Origin of the sequence: Microvirga sp. GCM10011540, from assembly GCF_042650665.1 — a bacterium.
GTDB lineage: Bacteria > Pseudomonadota > Alphaproteobacteria > Rhizobiales > Beijerinckiaceae > Microvirga > Microvirga lenta.
Map to the genome: position 1 here is coordinate 26,881 of NZ_JBHSBQ010000011.1, position 14,881 is coordinate 41,761.

The 14,881-nt window shown below is 59.3% G+C and carries 14 protein-coding genes and 2 tRNA genes; 8 read left to right on the top strand and 8 right to left on the bottom strand.

The features are described 5' to 3' along the window. The first annotated feature begins 26 nt into the window (after positions 1-26). From ACFOYU_RS04965 to ACFOYU_RS04980, 4 genes are all read left to right on the top strand, one after another. Positions 27-1,001: a substrate-binding domain-containing protein gene (locus tag ACFOYU_RS04965; RefSeq protein WP_377032686.1), complete on the top strand. Its 975-nt coding sequence runs from the start codon at positions 27-29 to the stop codon at positions 999-1,001. Positions 1,002-1,122: 121 nt separating this feature from the next. Then, positions 1,123-2,616: a sugar ABC transporter ATP-binding protein gene (locus ACFOYU_RS04970; protein ID WP_377032687.1), complete on the top strand. Its 1,494-nt coding sequence runs from the start codon at positions 1,123-1,125 to the stop codon at positions 2,614-2,616. A 41-nt stretch (positions 2,617-2,657) separates the two neighbouring features. Next, positions 2,658-3,662 (top strand): ABC transporter permease, encoded by a 1,005-nt coding sequence (locus ACFOYU_RS04975; RefSeq protein ID WP_377032688.1) that lies wholly within the window; start codon positions 2,658-2,660, stop codon positions 3,660-3,662. A gap of 168 nt (positions 3,663-3,830) precedes the next feature. After that, on the top strand, positions 3,831-4,331 hold the full coding sequence (locus ACFOYU_RS04980) for a VOC family protein (protein ID WP_377032689.1): 501 nt from the start codon (positions 3,831-3,833) through the stop codon (positions 4,329-4,331). Between the two features lie 211 nt (positions 4,332-4,542). Here the strand turns inward: ACFOYU_RS04980 and ACFOYU_RS04985 are convergent, their stop codons facing one another. The 7 genes from ACFOYU_RS04985 to ACFOYU_RS05015 all read right to left on the bottom strand — a co-directional run bounded on the left by ACFOYU_RS04985 (position 4,543) and on the right by ACFOYU_RS05015 (position 10,790). After that, positions 4,543-5,820, bottom strand: coding sequence for a class II aldolase/adducin family protein (locus ACFOYU_RS04985; protein ID WP_377032690.1), 1,278 nt, complete (start codon positions 5,818-5,820; stop codon positions 4,543-4,545). Then, entirely contained in the window at positions 5,817-7,397 is a 1,581-nt protein-coding gene (gene lsrK, locus ACFOYU_RS04990) for an autoinducer-2 kinase (RefSeq protein ID WP_377032691.1), read from the bottom strand. Before lsrK ends, ACFOYU_RS04985 begins: the two co-directional genes overlap by 4 nt. 27 nt (positions 7,398-7,424) lie before the next feature. Next, positions 7,425-8,429: a 2-hydroxyacid dehydrogenase gene (locus ACFOYU_RS04995; protein WP_377032699.1), complete on the bottom strand. Its 1,005-nt coding sequence runs from the start codon at positions 8,427-8,429 to the stop codon at positions 7,425-7,427. Positions 8,430-8,784: 355 nt separating this feature from the next. Next, entirely contained in the window at positions 8,785-9,765 is a 981-nt protein-coding gene (locus ACFOYU_RS05000; protein WP_377032692.1) for a sugar-binding transcriptional regulator, read from the bottom strand. 231 nt (positions 9,766-9,996) lie between these two features. Then, positions 9,997-10,173, bottom strand: a complete 177-nt coding sequence (locus tag ACFOYU_RS05005; protein WP_377032693.1) for a hypothetical protein — start codon at positions 10,171-10,173, stop codon at positions 9,997-9,999. 213 nt (positions 10,174-10,386) lie between these two features. Continuing rightward, positions 10,387-10,605: a hypothetical protein gene (locus tag ACFOYU_RS05010; protein ID WP_377032694.1), complete on the bottom strand. Its 219-nt coding sequence runs from the start codon at positions 10,603-10,605 to the stop codon at positions 10,387-10,389. Between the two features lie 108 nt (positions 10,606-10,713). Beyond that, positions 10,714-10,790, bottom strand: a tRNA-Trp gene (locus ACFOYU_RS05015). A 296-nt stretch (positions 10,791-11,086) separates the two neighbouring features. Between ACFOYU_RS05015 and ACFOYU_RS05020 the strand changes: the two genes are divergently transcribed. The 4 genes from ACFOYU_RS05020 to ACFOYU_RS05035 are packed head-to-tail and all read left to right on the top strand — an operon-like array spanning position 11,087 to position 14,805. After that, positions 11,087-11,638 (top strand): hypothetical protein, encoded by a 552-nt coding sequence (locus ACFOYU_RS05020; protein WP_377032702.1) that lies wholly within the window; start codon positions 11,087-11,089, stop codon positions 11,636-11,638. Then, positions 11,553-12,050 (top strand): tyrosine-type recombinase/integrase, encoded by a 498-nt coding sequence (locus ACFOYU_RS05025; RefSeq protein ID WP_377032700.1) that lies wholly within the window; start codon positions 11,553-11,555, stop codon positions 12,048-12,050. The genes ACFOYU_RS05020 and ACFOYU_RS05025 overlap by 86 nt, the downstream gene beginning before the upstream one ends. Beyond that, positions 12,050-13,111, top strand: coding sequence for a tyrosine-type recombinase/integrase (locus ACFOYU_RS05030; RefSeq protein WP_377032695.1), 1,062 nt, complete (start codon positions 12,050-12,052; stop codon positions 13,109-13,111). The genes ACFOYU_RS05025 and ACFOYU_RS05030 overlap by 1 nt, the downstream gene beginning before the upstream one ends. Continuing rightward, positions 13,108-14,805: a recombinase family protein gene (locus tag ACFOYU_RS05035; RefSeq protein WP_377032701.1), complete on the top strand. Its 1,698-nt coding sequence runs from the start codon at positions 13,108-13,110 to the stop codon at positions 14,803-14,805. The genes ACFOYU_RS05030 and ACFOYU_RS05035 overlap by 4 nt, the downstream gene beginning before the upstream one ends. Here the strand turns inward: ACFOYU_RS05035 and ACFOYU_RS05040 are convergent. Further along, positions 14,762-14,838: transfer RNA gene (locus ACFOYU_RS05040), tRNA-Met, on the bottom strand. The genes ACFOYU_RS05035 and ACFOYU_RS05040 overlap by 44 nt on opposite strands. Between the last annotated feature and the right edge of the window lie 43 nt (positions 14,839-14,881).

Genomic DNA, 14,881 nt, shown 5'->3' on the forward strand with positions numbered 1-14,881 from the left:
TACAAAAGAATTTTGGGAGGAAAATTATGAAGAAGCTAGTCAATCTGGCAGCAATGCTGATGCTCTGCATCACGGCCACTACAATGACCTCGCCTGCTTCCGCGCAGGCAAAGTCAAAGGAACTCAAAAAAGAATATCGTTTTGTTATGATCCCGATCTTGGCGCAGGCCTGGTTCGACATCGTTCATAACGCTGCCGCCAAGACGGCCGAGGATCTTGGTGCACAGATTGGAACGAAAATTACCATCGACTATCAGGCCCCGGCTCAGGCGGATCTTGTTGAGCAGAATAGCCTTCTCGAGAGGGCAATCGCCACGAACCCGGACGGCATCGCTATCGACGCCATCGATGTGCAAGCCAGCATGCCGATCCTGAAGGAGGCTCAAAAGCGTGGCATTCCTCTCGTTCTTTTCGTTTCGACGGCTCCTGAGGGTTCACAGATCACCTACATCTCCAACGATTTCTATGACCAGGGCCGCATCGTCGGCGAGGAGCTGCTGAAGAGGATCAACAACAAGGGCAAGATCGCTATTTTGCATGGCGTTCCCACTAACTCCGCACACGCTGACCGTTACAGGGCGCTCAATGATCTGCTCAAGAACTATCCGGATGTGAAGGTCGTCGAGACCGCCTTCGACTATGACGACGTCCAGAAGGCACAGACGGAAGCATCCCGGATCCTCGCCGCGCATCCTGACCTCGATGGCTTCGCGGTCGTGGATGCTGCTGGTCCGGTGGGCGTGGGACTTGCTCTCAGGGAGGCGAACAGGGTTGGAAAGGTGAAGTTCGTCGGCATTGACGACGTTCCCCAGCTGCAGGAATTGATGCGCGCCGGCGTGCTCGATCTCTCGATTGCCACCCGTCCGCGCATGATCGGCCAATGGTCCACCGTTGCTCTCATGATGCAGAACATGGGCATCCAAACGCCTTCTTGGCTCAACACCGGCATCGGGTACCTGACTCCGGACATGGTGAAGAACGGAAACATCGACGGCTTCTGATGTCGCCATTGAGGGAGGCGCGACCATCGCCTCCCTCCTTCGCTCCGTGCTCGTGTGGTTGCATGGCCTCCACGGGCAATGCCCTTACGCTTATGCCCGATCAGAACAAGGACCTCCCTGCATGAATCTGTTGCAAGCAGAAGGGATCACCAAGCGCTTCCCTGGCGTTGTTGCTCTAGACAAGGTCAGTCTCACCGTTCGGAGCGGAGAGGTTCACTGCATCGTCGGAGAGAACGGTGCGGGAAAAAGCACCCTAGTCAAGGTTTTAACGGGCATCTACCGCGCCGACGAGGGCAGGCTTCTCATTGAAGGCAAGGAAACGAACGGTCACGCTAGCAAGGCCATTGCTCTCGTGCCCCAGGAACTAAACCTGTTTGACAACCTGACCGTTGCGGAGAACATATTTCTCCCCTTCGATCATGCGGATTCCAAATCGCTGCTGTTCAACCGCAAGGAGTGCGAGAAGAACGCCCGCGCACATATAGATGAACTCCAGATGGAGGTCTCACCGGGAGATCTCGTCAAGAACATATCGGTTGCCGAGCGCCAGCTTCTCCAAGTCGCGAGGGCGCTAGCCAACAAGTCATTCAAGGTACTCATCCTCGACGAGCCAACAGCTTCGCTCACCAAACGGGAGATTGACCGGCTGTTCGGGGTGATCGCGGCCCTGAAAGCTCAAGGGAAGTCCATCATCTTCATCACACACCGTCTCGACGAGGTGATGCACCTCCAGGATGCCGTCACGGTGCTACGCAACGGCATGGTAGTCGGCAATTCGGAGAACGCAGACGTCAGTGAGGATTGGATCGTCAAGCAGATGTCCGGCAAGGACATCGATCTCAGCACCGTGTACAGGCCGAGGAGGCCGGCTGGAAACGAGATCCTCAGCGTCCAGGATCTCACCGGCGAGCGATTCGAGAAGGTCTCCTTCTCGCTAAGGGAGGGCGAGATCCTGGGCGTTGCGGGTCTAGTGGGCGCAGGGCGGTCTGAAATCATGCAGACCATTTTCGGCTATCTCCCAAGGCGAGGCGGTCAAGTGCTCTACCAGGGGCAGCCCTGGAGGTTCGGAGATCCCAGCTATTCGATTGGAAAAGGCGTGATCTACCTTTCCGAGGAGCGCAAGACCCATGGGATTTTCCCTAACCTGAGTATCCGTCAGAATGTCGGTGTCGGCCTCCTGAAGAAGCTGTCTAAAGCGGGAATGCTCGATGAATCGAGCGAGCGAGAGACGACGCAGCGTGTCATCAGAAGCTACAATGTGAAAGCGCCTTCGAGCGAGACCAAGATCGTTAACCTCAGCGGAGGAAATCAGCAAAAGGTTCTCATCGGGCGAAGCTTGGAAGCCGCCCCTCGTGTGCTGTTTCTCGATGAGCCGACCCGAGGCATCGATGTCAACGCAAAGGATGAGATCTATGCCCTGATGCGCGCAATTGCCGAAGAGAAGCGCATGGGAATCGTGCTCATCTCATCCGAGCTGGAAGAGCTGCTGAAGTGCAGCAACCGGGTCATCACGATCTACAACGGTAGGGTTCGAAGCGAGCTCAATGAGGGCGAGCTTTCAATGGAAGCTATCCTGAGTTCGGTGATTGGCGCCACACAGACATCGGCAGCTTGAAGAGCAACTAGAAGTTTCTACCCAGAGGAGGAATAGCCACCGTGACCGACACCTCGATTCGCAAGAGCTTCGTAGGCCCGAAGGCAGGGGCAAAATTCGGAGGGCTAAGGATCAGGGGACGGAGCCAGCTCTCGGGCGTCGTCGGCGCCCTGCTTCTGATCGTCGGTGCAGCTGCGCTCATCTCCCCGAACTTCCTCACCGCATACAACCTCACCATCATGTCGCGAGAGCTCGCCTTTATCGGCATTGTCGCGACCGCGCAGGGGCTTCTTCTGCTGCTGGGAGACATCGATGTCTCCATCGGAGCGATAGCAGGACTTGCCGGCATCATATGCGCCAAGCTCATTGTGGACTTTGGGTTCAATCCGGCTGTCGCCATATGGGCGGGCCTAGCAGCCGGTGCGGCCGCCGGCGCTCTCAACGGCCTGATCATCACGTCTTTTAACTTGAATTCACTGGTGGTGACCATCGGAACACTCAGCGTATTCTCTGGCCTAAACCTGCTGATCACCAAGGGCCGAACCATCGTCGGACTGCCCGAGAGCGTCACTTTCCTTGGCACCGGAACGCTGTTTGAGGTCCCCATTCCCGTATACATTATGCTCGGGATTTTCGCCGTCATCCTATTCCTGACGACGAAAACAGTTTACGGCCGGCAGCTTTATGCCGTCGGCAACAGCCGCGAGGCGGCGAAGATCATCGGCATTAAGGAGCAGAAGATCCGCGTGACCGCCTACGCGGCGGCCGGCACCCTGGCAGGATTGGCTGGGATGCTGATGTGCTTCAGGCTTCTGTCAGCCCAGACCGCAATTGGCCAGTCATGGCTCCTGCCGTCAATCGCCGCCCCTGTAATTGGTGGAATTGCGACCACCGGAGGCATCGGCAGCATCTGGGGCGCGCTCGTCGGATCCGCCATCATGGTGGTCATTGGCAACATCATCGTTCTAGGTGGCGTCAACGTCTATTTGCAGCAGATCGTTACAGGCCTGATCGTCGTGGCAGCGGTCGCCATGGACGCAGCAATGCGCCGTTTAGGACAAAGATGAGGGACAAAGCCGGAGATTGGGACCCGCGCATCACGGGATCTCAGGCTCCTGCCAAAGAGGCAACGGATGGCAGACAGTGGTCACTGGTATAGCCCGCGCTCTGTCAGTCAACCCCGCGCGTAAGAAAAGCCAACCAACTCACCAACATCGGAAAAAAGGGAGAAACGGATGTCCGGTCCAGCCAAGATATCGCAAGTCGGTCTCGTCGTGAGAGACCTCGAGAAGACGATGAAGATGTACCACGAACTCCTCGGATGGGGACCGTGGAACGTGTACGAGCATGTCTCACCGAGACTGCATGACACTCACCTGCGCGGAGAGCCTGCAAAGTACTCGATGCTGTGCGCCGAGACGATGGTCGACGGAGTTTGCTTCGAATTGATCCAGCCTCTGGATGGTCCGAACATTTACAGCGAATGGCTGGAAGAGCACGGCGAGGGCTTTCACCATCTTGCAGTCATGAAGCATTCTGTGGAGGAATCTGACGCCTTCAAGAAAATGATGGTCGACAATAAGGCCGACATCATCATGGGCGGGCGTATCGGGGAAACGATCGAATTCTACTACATCGACACCCAGCCGATGCTGAAGATCATCATCGAATCCGGCACTGGGCATGCAATCGATCTGAAGCCGACTCGGGTATATCCTGAACCCGCGGCAGGATGACTTCAACCTCACGGCAGCATCCAATGGATACTAATGACTTCGGAGCCGATCGCTCGGCTCCGAAGTCATAGAATCCGCTTCGAGGGACAGGGAGCGGAACCAAAAAGGATGAGAGCGCTACCCTTGATCGGCAGCGCTCCCATCGTTCTCATGCACCACTGTTATGTACCAATCGGCGCCAGAGCCATTAACGCCCTGGCCTCCGTGGGGGCTATGCGGCTTTCACACTCTTGTCCTTTTGCAGCTTGGCCTGCTCCAGCGACCAGTACTCCATATCAAATAGATCCTGCTCACTGATTGGTGTGAAACGTCCGTAGGCTTCAGCCGCTAGAACGATCCGCGCCGTCTGCTCGGCAAGATCACCCGCAATCGCAGCCGCCTTACTGTTGCTTCCCAATCCGAACAGGCCGACACCGGGAACGATCACAACACGCGGAAGAGGATCGAGTATAACCTTGGGCTCGGTGGCATTCTTCGCGTTCCGCTCGAAATAACCCGTATAACGCTGCGCATACTCTTCCAAGGCACGCACCAGCTCCGTTCGGCTTGCATCTGCCGGAGCAATCAGCGGGAACGGCTTGATGCGGATGACGTGGTCCGGAGTCACCGTACCGCGGCTGGTTATTTCCTCAAGGTTCTCCAACATGGAATAAGTCAGGATCGAAGGTGTCGAGCGGTAATCTAGAGCAACCTTTTCTGCGAACAGCCCGCCTATATCGGCAAGTGCTCCCCGCAGAGCATCTTTGAACCTGATGGCCGCGCTCTCCGGCGGCCTCGATGTTTCCGGGCCTGGAACAACGATCCTATGATCTGCCAGATGCCGCTCACACAGTGTTGTGAACTCGATCATTCGCTCATAGGCGGTGCGGGCATCCTCCCCTACGGTGAATATTCCATGGTTGACCAGGAACAGACCCTCGGTTTGCGGCGGCGCGGCGGCAAACACCTTGTCTCCGGCGATCGAGAGATCGAATCCCGGCATTACATAAGGCACAATGGCCAGCCGGCCCTCGAATATGGATCGCGCAATTTCTGCGGCGTTGGGCTGGTTTGCGAGCACAAGCGAAGCGGTGGCATGGGTATGGTCAACGAATTTCGCCGGCAGGAAGGCGTGAAGAAGGGCCTCGACGGACGGGGTCGGTGCGCTCTGATCAAGAAGGTTGGCGCGCAGGAAACGCACCATCTCCCGATCGTCCATGCGGTCAACATGGCGCTTCTCGAGCAGTGGCTCGAGTCGCACGGCAGGTAAGCCAGGCGCCTGGATCGTTCCAAGATCCCAGCCGCTCCCCTTGATGAACATGACCGGGATGTCCTGGTCCCCATCCTGCAGGGCGGATTTTGCTGAGGTGTTGCCTCCACCGTGCAAAACCAGATCTGGATCTGAGCCGATCAGCCTGGATGTATAGACACGGAGTGCCAGATCCCGCTCCGCTCCCTCCAGGTTATGCGTCAGCCTTTGCGCCTCTTGGTCACTCCATAGACTCTTCACTTCGCACCTCCTCGCCTGATTGCGCCCGCCGGTTTCCACATGGGCTGCGTGACGCCAGCGTCGGCTAGCATGACCATGGCGTCGTTGATCGCATGCCAGCGAGCATGGAAGTTTTTATAGGCCTCGTGACGCGCCGCATCCGGCTCGACAACACGCTCGATGGGAGAAAGCATTGCGCGGGCTTCGTCGAGATTGGCGAATAGACCGCCGCCTACAGCCGCGAGCATGGCGCAACCTAGGGCCGTCGTCTCGCGGTTTTGCGGAATGCTGACCGGCAGTCCCATCACGTCAGCGATGATTTGCGGCCACAATGATCCCCGCGCTCCGCCCCCGGTGAACTGGATTGCGTCGAAGCGCGTGCCTGTCACCCGCTCCAGTTCTAGCCGGTGACTGTATGATACGTAAGCCGCGCTCTCCATGATCGCGCGCAACGCAGCCGCCTTGCCGTGCCCCTCCGGATCGTTAAAATCGAAGCCCAGAAGCGTCGGGGATGCCTGCACCCAGCTGTCGGACTGCATCACATTGGCCATGACGGCCGTGACGCCGTTTGCACCCGGAGGCACGGACGCTGCAGTATCCATCAGCAGATCGAAAACAGGCACGCCCTTCTCATCCGCGATGCGCTTCTCCAGATCGCAGAACGCATCCCGAAACCAACGCAGGGAAAGACCGGTGAGGAATCCTATGCCTTCCACCATCCATTGACCGGGCCGCGCATGGCACAAAGTGCGCGGTCCCCGCGCCGGATCGATGAAAGGATGATCGAGCAGCACCGTCATTTGCCAGAAGCTGCCGCCGATCAGCGTGCCATCTCCCACTCTGCGCCCAAGTCCAAGAAGACCAAGCTGGGTGTCGCCGCCTCCTGCGATGACCGGAGTGCCTTGCGCAAGGCCCGTCCGTGCTGCCGCCTCCGCGGTGACTTTGCCGATTTGAGAGCCTGACTCCACAACCGGAGGACAGATGGACAGATCTATATCAAGCACGTCAAAGAGCTCTCCCGACCAGGTGCGCTGCCCGATATCGAAGAGTGCGGTTGAGGACCCTGCGCTCGGCTCAGTCCAGAACTCGCCCGTCAGGCGGGTAGCCGCCCAATCGCTGATCAGGCCAATGTGACGTGCGCGGGATAGAATGTCCGGACGATGCGCTGCGATCCACTTCAGTCGCGCGGGCGTGGTGATCGAGACCCAGTCACCGGCGATCTGGAAGACCTTCGCGGCGACTCCGCTCTCGACGAGAGCCTCTGCTTCAGCGGAGGCTCGCGAGTCGATGTTTGGACAGGCCCAGATCTCTTTTCCCTGTCTATCGTAGATGACGATGCCTTCGCGCATGGACGTGGTGGAGACGGCCCTGATCTGGTCAGGCCGCACAGCAGCCCTTGATAGCGCCTCGCTGATAACGGCGTCGATCAGCTTGCCGTTGGCTTCAGTGTCGAAGTCGAATGAACTGGGAACCGCTGGGTCGCTGTGATGCGTCCATTCACGCTGTGCAGCCCCTATCTCATCTCCCTTGGTGTCAAAAATGATAGCTCGGCAGCTACCCGTTCCGGCATCGATCGCCATGACGAGTGCGTTGGTCATAGACTCCTCCCGCTTGAGCTTTTTTTGTCAGTTGCAGGGATTGACGAGCGGCTGGCCAGTCAGGAAACGGGCCAAGTCATCGGCAAGGGTATTGGCCGCGAAGGTACAGACGTACCGGGAGGCACCGGCGATATGCGGGGTAAGGGTGATGTTCGGCAGCGACAGGATTTCGTCCCCCTCGGGTGGCGGCTCGAGATCGAACGTGTCAACCGCAGCTCCACGGAGCTTACCCGATCTGAGGGCAGCAACCATGGCCTTCTGATCGATGAGCGAGCCACGAGCGGTATTGATTAGATAGGCCCCGTCCTTCATGCGTGCGATGCGCGCCTCCGAGATCATGCCGATCGTTTCCTTCGTCACTCGAACATGCAGGGACACGACATCACTTCGCGCGAGCAGCGTATCGAGATCAACCTGCTCGACGCCGTCGATCTGATCCTGAACCGTCAGTTTGACGTAAGGATCACACACCAGTAGGCGGCATCCGAATGGCTTCAGAAGGCGAATGACGCGCTGGCCCACATGGCTATAGCCCAGGATTCCAACGGTCATTTGGGAGAGCTCCTCGCCAGTCCTATCAGCACGATAGAGATCGCCCCTCCATTCGCCACGTGCCAGCGCCACATGACCGGGTGTGATCAGGCGCGTTTGAGAGAGGATTGCACCAATGGTAAACTCGGCAACCGCAGAAGCATTACGGCCAGGCACATTGGCTACCGCTATGCCGCGCTCTCGCGCCGCCTCCATGTCAATGTTCACCGGTCCACCGCGCGACACACCGATAAAGCGCAGGTTCGGCGCTGCTTCGATCACATCCCGAGGAAACGGGCCCAAATGTGTGATTGCGATATCCGCATCCGCCACTAAAGCCTTAACGGTGTCCAGGTCACCGGAATACTCACTGATCGAGGGACCTGCCACGCCGTCGCGCCCGGCAAAGGGCTCGTCCGGCCATTTCGTTTCTATGTGCCGGAAAGAAAGCTCGTCCTCGATTTGCTCCCTTATGGCTTTTTCAAAAAAGGCCACCTTCATGAATTGATCGGCGACGATTGCAATCCTGAGCACCTGATCCTCCCCTGTCGTTATCGTTATAAATAACTATGAGGATTTTTTTATCAAGCGCAAGGCTCGTTATAAAGGGCGTACTTGAGGCTCCACAACGCACACAGATGTAATCTGCATTGCGAGGTACAGGCCCCAGGCTCCACGTGATCCGTCGAGCTGATGCGCCTTCACAGGGAATACTACCCCTCCAACTGATTTGGGCAGGTCCCCCCGTACGTCACCGATGCGAGGAAAGGTTCTTTAATGGGGGAGCGCCGTCGAAATGCTGGCAAAACATTTGCCACCCACCAGAGCAGGCCACTTAACGTTGGTCGCGGAACGCCTATGGCTTGGAAGATCTTGCGCGCCTGGACCCCCGGCCATCAAGCTTCAGTGCAGCATTTGCCACATCAGCTGTAGCCACCAGGCCATTGAGGAAACCAGACCTCAGAGCAGCCAACAGGGCCGCGGATTTCTCGACACCTGAGCAGACCGCATATACGGGCTTCGCGAGCAGGACCTCTCGTCTTACGGAGAGCATCCTGTCAGCCAATCCACCCTCAACCGGACGGCCCTCCTCATCGAACAGATGACCTGCAAGGTCACCTACCACTCCCTGTTTCTTGAGGGCTGCCACTTCGGCGCCGACCACCAGATCATAGCTCTCTAAAAAAGAGTTCGGACCGACATGGCCGATGCCGATGATGAAGAAGCTTGCGTCCTCTGCCTTCTGTAAGGTGCGGCGAACAGCTGCTTGCTTGAGAAATAAATCACGATCTTCACGCGCTTCAACAACCAGTGGAGCAGTCAAGGCAAAGCCCGTTCCACCCGTCTTTTGAACCAGACTGTTTAGCACCTCGAAGGGATTTGCTTCATTCAGCGCCGCAAAGTCACCCGTTACTGAAACAAATGATGTTTTCGGGCGGCGAATTGTCGGGAGGCAGCGTGCCATAGCGGCAATGGTCCGGCCAGACCCGATGCCAATGATGCGTTCATCGGTTGGCTCCAGCATGCCGTGCAGGAAAAGCGCAGCTGCGGACCCGACTAGCCCGAGGCTCTCGTGCATCGAGCCGTCCCTTTCGACCGGCACAATCTTACAACTCTTCAGAGCGAAGCGCTCGATGAGCTTGTCCTCTATATCGATACAATGGCTCGGCACATGATCCACGAAGACCCGTACATAGCCTTTGTCCTGCGCGGCCTGAATGAGACGATGTACACGCATCCGCGATAGGCCGCGGCGGTCAGCGATCTCCGCTTGCGTCAATCCGACGACGAAATGCAACCAAGCGGCCTCTACCTCAATGTCGTCCGAACTGCTCATGCGTAGCTTATTGCTGTGAAGTTGCCCATGTTTAAAGGAGAGGCTCAGCATCATCAACAACAAAGAGTTGTAGGGCTGTTCGACCGGTTGGGCTGGTCTGATACTCTCCTAGTGAATTGATGACTAGCATTTGCGTCGGCACACTTTGCGTGATTCGTTGCGGAGCGGGGGCGCTGTTGATGGAAGTCTGCGGCCGGGCTCCCAATCCGCCAGGACTATACCCCCTGCGCCTTACGCCAGCGAGCCGACCGCGAGAGGAGGCTCAGGGCTGTCCTGCAGCTCCTGGCGATTGCCAATGCCCTGGAGGGCATGACTCGGATCGAAACCGCCCGGCTCGCCGGCATGAGGCGGTAGGCTTTGAGCGGTGCCATCCAGCGCTTCAATACCGAGGGACCTAATGGTCCGCATGGCCGCCCCCGATTCACGTCGCCTGGAGCAGCTCACACTTGGTTAGCAGGCGGCACTGAAAGCCCGCATCCTGCGTGAACCTGAGCCGGAGCGTGACGGGTTGAGCGTCTGGCCCCCAGTTGATCTGTGTGACTATGTCGATCAATTGATCAGCAGGTTGCCTTGGCAGTATGCCGGGGTTTTTGTTGTCCGTCAGTTGAACGCATAGGACCGCTATTGCGTTTTGGCCAATTCCCGCGTGGGCTCGAATAGTTCGGCCGCCGTTGCCAATCCGAAAGCGTCGGCAAGGATGCGGATCACCGCGGCATTGTCGATCAGGTCGAAGCATTCCGCCGCAAGGTCTTCGGCCATCTGCCGCGTCAGCATCGATCTGATCGCTTCCGCCTGTTCCGGCGACGCCTTATCAATCTTCAGGCGTTCAGGCGAGGACATTCACCTCAACTGCGAGCCTTGTATGACTCAGTGCTTGCTTGGATGAAGCCTCGACTACCATAGGTACTGCAATGGCAGCGACTCGGGAAAGGTAAGATTGCTCATTGGTGGCAGGAGTGGAGGGACTCGAATCCCCAGCCCCCGGTTTTGGAGACCGGTGCTCTAGCCGATTGAGCTACACTCTTTCAGGTCCCGCTCGGAGGCTAGCAAGGGCGGGCCCTATCCCCTGTATGAAGCTTCACTGTCAAGCTAGTGCAGCTACTCACCCGGCTTCGCTGAGCGAACACAGTGACTGCCGAGATCTACGTCCTGCACACTGGCCGAGGGTCGGCACTGCCGGGGTAAGTGGACGTTCGTTTCGCTTAATCTTGGTCGCTTTTTGACCCATAGCAGCCCATCTATGATGGTCGCAATGCCTGCCCAAAATGGAAACGCACTGGTAGTGTGATATCGGTTGTGATTGAGTCTGTGAGCTCTCTCTATGCAGATAACGCGCTTCGAGCTTTATGAACGGGTCTGCGACAGACCGCTCAGCAAAGTCGCGCCGGGGCTTGGAATTTCAGGCACGCAGCTTGCAGCCCTCTGCAAACGATATCAGATTCCCTACCCAGGATCGGGGTACTGGACCCGCAAATCCCTCGGGCTTTCGGCAGAGCTGCCAATATTGCCAGATGCGCCCGATGAAACCATCGAGGTCATGCCGTCAGTCGCAAAGCCGCGAAAAAAGCGAACGCCGGAAGAAGGCTCCGCGCGCAAGACAAGGCCCGTCGCGAAACCCCATCGTCCGGCACGTCACCCGCTGCTTTTCGGTGTCGAAGAACACTTTCGAAAAACACGGGACGTTGAAAACGGCGAGTTCCTCAGGCCCTACAAGAGAATCCTGCCGGATCTGATTTCATCACAAACAGCGTTGCCACGCGCACTCTCACTTGCTCATCCGCTGCGGGTTGCGCATCAGCTCCCTGCGGACGCTGGAGCTTGCCGACTTCACTTGGCTGAGCTCTGGACGCGCCACTCTGGTCGTCCCCGGTGAACGCACCAAGACAGGCCAGCCATTGGAGTTCGAGCTCAATGCCGAGGTCACCGCACGCCTGAAGCGCCACATCGCGGACTTCCGCTCGCGCCTGCCGGGGGCCAGCGGCCCGTATCTGTTTCCGGGCCCCCAGGGTGGAGCACGCTCGAAGACGGCACTGTCCGATGCGATCCGCCGCGGCATGCGCCGGGCCGGGCTCGAGATGAACCCGCACCTGTTTCGGCATGTGATCGCCAAGATTGTGACTGATGCGGATCCCGGTGCCTATCTCCCGGTCTCCCGCGTTCTCGGCCACACCACGCTCGATACCAACATGGCTCACTATCTCGGCGCCGGAACCAAGGCGTCGGGACGCTATCTGGACGGCCTGCTATCGGAGACAATGGCCCAAGCCTCGAAGGGAGGCCGCTGATGGCCAGACCGGTTGATCCGATGCGCTGGGCCTTGCCGGTTGCCGAATGGCCGCTGGGCGACCGGCAGGCCTGGATGACGGCCCAGATGACAGGCGATGTCTTCGACGAGGAGGGACGCGCGGCTCACTGGGCCGCGCGAACGCGACAGACCAACGAACAGCATTATGGCCGCTGGCTCGGTTATCTGCGCTGGGTCGGCATCCTCGATGAGGCCGCTGCACCGGCGGACCGCGTCACGCGCGAGACGGTGCGTGCCTATAACCGTCATCTTGAGACGATCGTCGCCCCGCGCACCCGCCTGTCGATGCTAGTCGGCCTCAAGGTGATGATGCAAGCGATGGCACCTGACCGTTGCTGGCGCTGGCTACAGGATGCCTGCAACCGGGTCCAGATCAACGCCAAGCCCAGCCGCGACAAGCGGGCCCGGATGCGACCGACCGCGGAGATCTTCGCAGCGGCGCTCACCGAGATGGAGCAGCTGCCTCCCAGCGGCCTGACCCTCAGGCAGGCCTTGGCCTACCGCGATGCCCTGATGCTCGCCCTTCTGGCGCTCCGACCGCTGCGGTTGAAGAACTTTGCGAGCCTCGAACTCGGGCGACACCTGGTCCCAACCGAAGGCACCTGGCTCATCATCATTCCGGCCGCCGAGACCAAGACGCACCAGCCGGTCAGCTTCGAACTGCCCGAGGCGCTGCGGCCCTGGTTCGCGCGCTACCTTGCTGAGGTGCGGCCGCCGTTTCCGCAGGCTGGCGAATCGGCGAGGGTATGGCTCGGCAAGGAGGGTGTCATGCGCGACCCCCATTCGATCTATCACCGGATCATCAAGCTGACCCGGCGCCTGTTCGGGGTGGCCATCAATCCCCACTTGCTACGCGATTGCGCTGCTTTGAGCCTCGCGGCCGTCTCAGCCGACATGGCCCGCGCCGCCGCGCCGCTGCTGGGCCACCGGCACTTTTCCACCACCGAGCGCTACTACATCCAGGCCGATAACCTGGCGGCGAGCCGGCGCCTCGGCATGATTCTTGACCAACTCAAAGCCGCCGCGGAGAGCCAGGCATGAAGCGCGCCGCGATCTACGCCCGCTACTCGAGCGAGAACCAGCGCGACGCCTCGATTGAGGACCAGATCGAGGTCTGCCGCCGCTACGCGGTGCAACACGGGTTCGAGGTTATCGCCACGTTCCAGGACCGCGCGCTCTCGGGCGCCAGCAGCAACCGGCCGGGCTACCGAGACCTGTTGGCACAATCGCGCCGGGGCTCCTTTGACGTCGTGATCGTGGAAGCCCTCGATCGTCTCGCCCGCAAGCTCTCGGATGTGGCGAGCCTGCACGACGAGTTGCAGTTCCACGGCATGAGCCTGCATGCGGTCAATGTCGGCGCAGTCACCACCATGCATGTCGGCATGCTCGGCACCATGGCACAGATGTTCCTCTCCGACCTAAGAGAGAAGACCAAGCGCGGGCAGCTGGGGCGCGTCCTCCAGGGGAAAGCCGCTGCCGGCAAGGCCTTCGGCTACGACGTGGTCGCGGATAGTGAGCGAGGAGGGCGCGTCATCAACCCGGCCGAGGCGGCTGTGGTCGAGCGCATCTTCACGTTGTTCGCGCATGGGGTCAGTCCGCGCGCAATCGCACGGCGGTTGAATGAGGAGCATGTACCGCGGCCTGACAACCGCCTCTGGCAGGACACGACCATCCGTGGACAGAAGGAGCGCGGCACCGGCATTCTCAACAACGAGCTCTATATCGGCCAGCTGGTCTGGAACCGCTGCTCGTATGTGAAGGATCCGCGCACCGGCAAGCGCGTGGCGCGGCCAAACCCGCCTGAGCGCTGGGAGCGCACGGCGGTGCCGCACCTGCGCATCATCGACGATGCGCTCTGGCACGAGGTCAAGAGACGCCAGGAGAGGACGGCCTTTGAGATGGCGAGGGATGAGCAGGGCAATGCGCTCAACCGCGCTCGCCGCCGCCGCTTTCTCTTGTCCGGTCTTCTGACCTGCGGCTGCTGCGGGGCCGGTTACACGATCATGGCCAAAGACCGCTACGGTTGCGCCGGTCGGCGCTCGAAGGGCACCTGCAGCAACGAGCGCACGATCAGCCGGAAGGAGATCGAGGCGCGCATCCTCAAAGCCCTGAAGCAAAACCTGCTCACGCCAGAGCTGGTCGCCGAGTTCACCCGCGCCTATCAGGAGGAGGTGAACCGCCTCACGAAGGAGGTGAGCGGCAGGGCGGCTGAGGTCGAGACGAAGCTCGCAGCCGTTCAGCGCAAGATCGACGGCATCATGCGGGCGATCGAAGATGGCTTGTATCAGCCTTCGATGAAGGCTCGTCTTGAGGAACTCGAGACAGAGAAGGCAGCCCTCATTTCCTCTCGTGACACTGGTCCGACGATACCCAACATCTTGGTGCACCCGAACCTCGCAGCCGTGTACCGTAGGAAGGTCGACGAGCTGGAGAGCTTGCTTGAGGATGCCGCACACAAGGACAAAGCGATGGAGCTCATTCGCTCGCTGATCGAGAAGATCGAACTCAGCCCGCGCGAGGAGGGAGGTCTCGATGCGGTCCTCCACGGCGATCTCGCGCGGATCCTCACGCTTTGCTCAACCGGCGCAGATGTGGCTAAGGAGACGACGCCTGTCCATGCAGTCGCTGTGGCGGGCTCCGGACAAGCAAAAACCCTCGAAGGACAAGCCATTCGAGGGTTTTCAGTGTCGGTGGTTGCGGGGACAGGATTTGAACCTGTGACCTTCAGGTTATGAGCCTGACGAGCTACCGGGCTGCTCCACCCCGCGCCAGGGAGGGCCTTCGAAGCAGGCTTCGAAGGCGAAGGCGCGC

Coding starts and splice junctions, on each gene's coding strand:
- ACFOYU_RS04965 (WP_377032686.1), top strand. CDS start 27: ATGAAGAAGCTAGTCAATCTGGCAGCAATGCTGATGCTCTGCATCACG.
- ACFOYU_RS04970 (WP_377032687.1), top strand. CDS start 1,123: ATGAATCTGTTGCAAGCAGAAGGGATCACCAAGCGCTTCCCTGGCGTT.
- ACFOYU_RS04980 (WP_377032689.1), top strand. CDS start 3,831: ATGTCCGGTCCAGCCAAGATATCGCAAGTCGGTCTCGTCGTGAGAGAC.
- lsrK (WP_377032691.1), bottom strand. CDS start 7,397: ATGACCAACGCACTCGTCATGGCGATCGATGCCGGAACGGGTAGCTGC.
- ACFOYU_RS04995 (WP_377032699.1), bottom strand. CDS start 8,429: ATGAAGGTGGCCTTTTTTGAAAAAGCCATAAGGGAGCAAATCGAGGAC.
- ACFOYU_RS05000 (WP_377032692.1), bottom strand. CDS start 9,765: ATGAGCAGTTCGGACGACATTGAGGTAGAGGCCGCTTGGTTGCATTTC.
- ACFOYU_RS05005 (WP_377032693.1), bottom strand. CDS start 10,173: ATGCGGACCATTAGGTCCCTCGGTATTGAAGCGCTGGATGGCACCGCT.
- ACFOYU_RS05010 (WP_377032694.1), bottom strand. CDS start 10,605: ATGTCCTCGCCTGAACGCCTGAAGATTGATAAGGCGTCGCCGGAACAG.
- ACFOYU_RS05020 (WP_377032702.1), top strand. CDS start 11,087: ATGCAGATAACGCGCTTCGAGCTTTATGAACGGGTCTGCGACAGACCG.
- ACFOYU_RS05030 (WP_377032695.1), top strand. CDS start 12,050: ATGGCCAGACCGGTTGATCCGATGCGCTGGGCCTTGCCGGTTGCCGAA.
- ACFOYU_RS05035 (WP_377032701.1), top strand. CDS start 13,108: ATGAAGCGCGCCGCGATCTACGCCCGCTACTCGAGCGAGAACCAGCGC.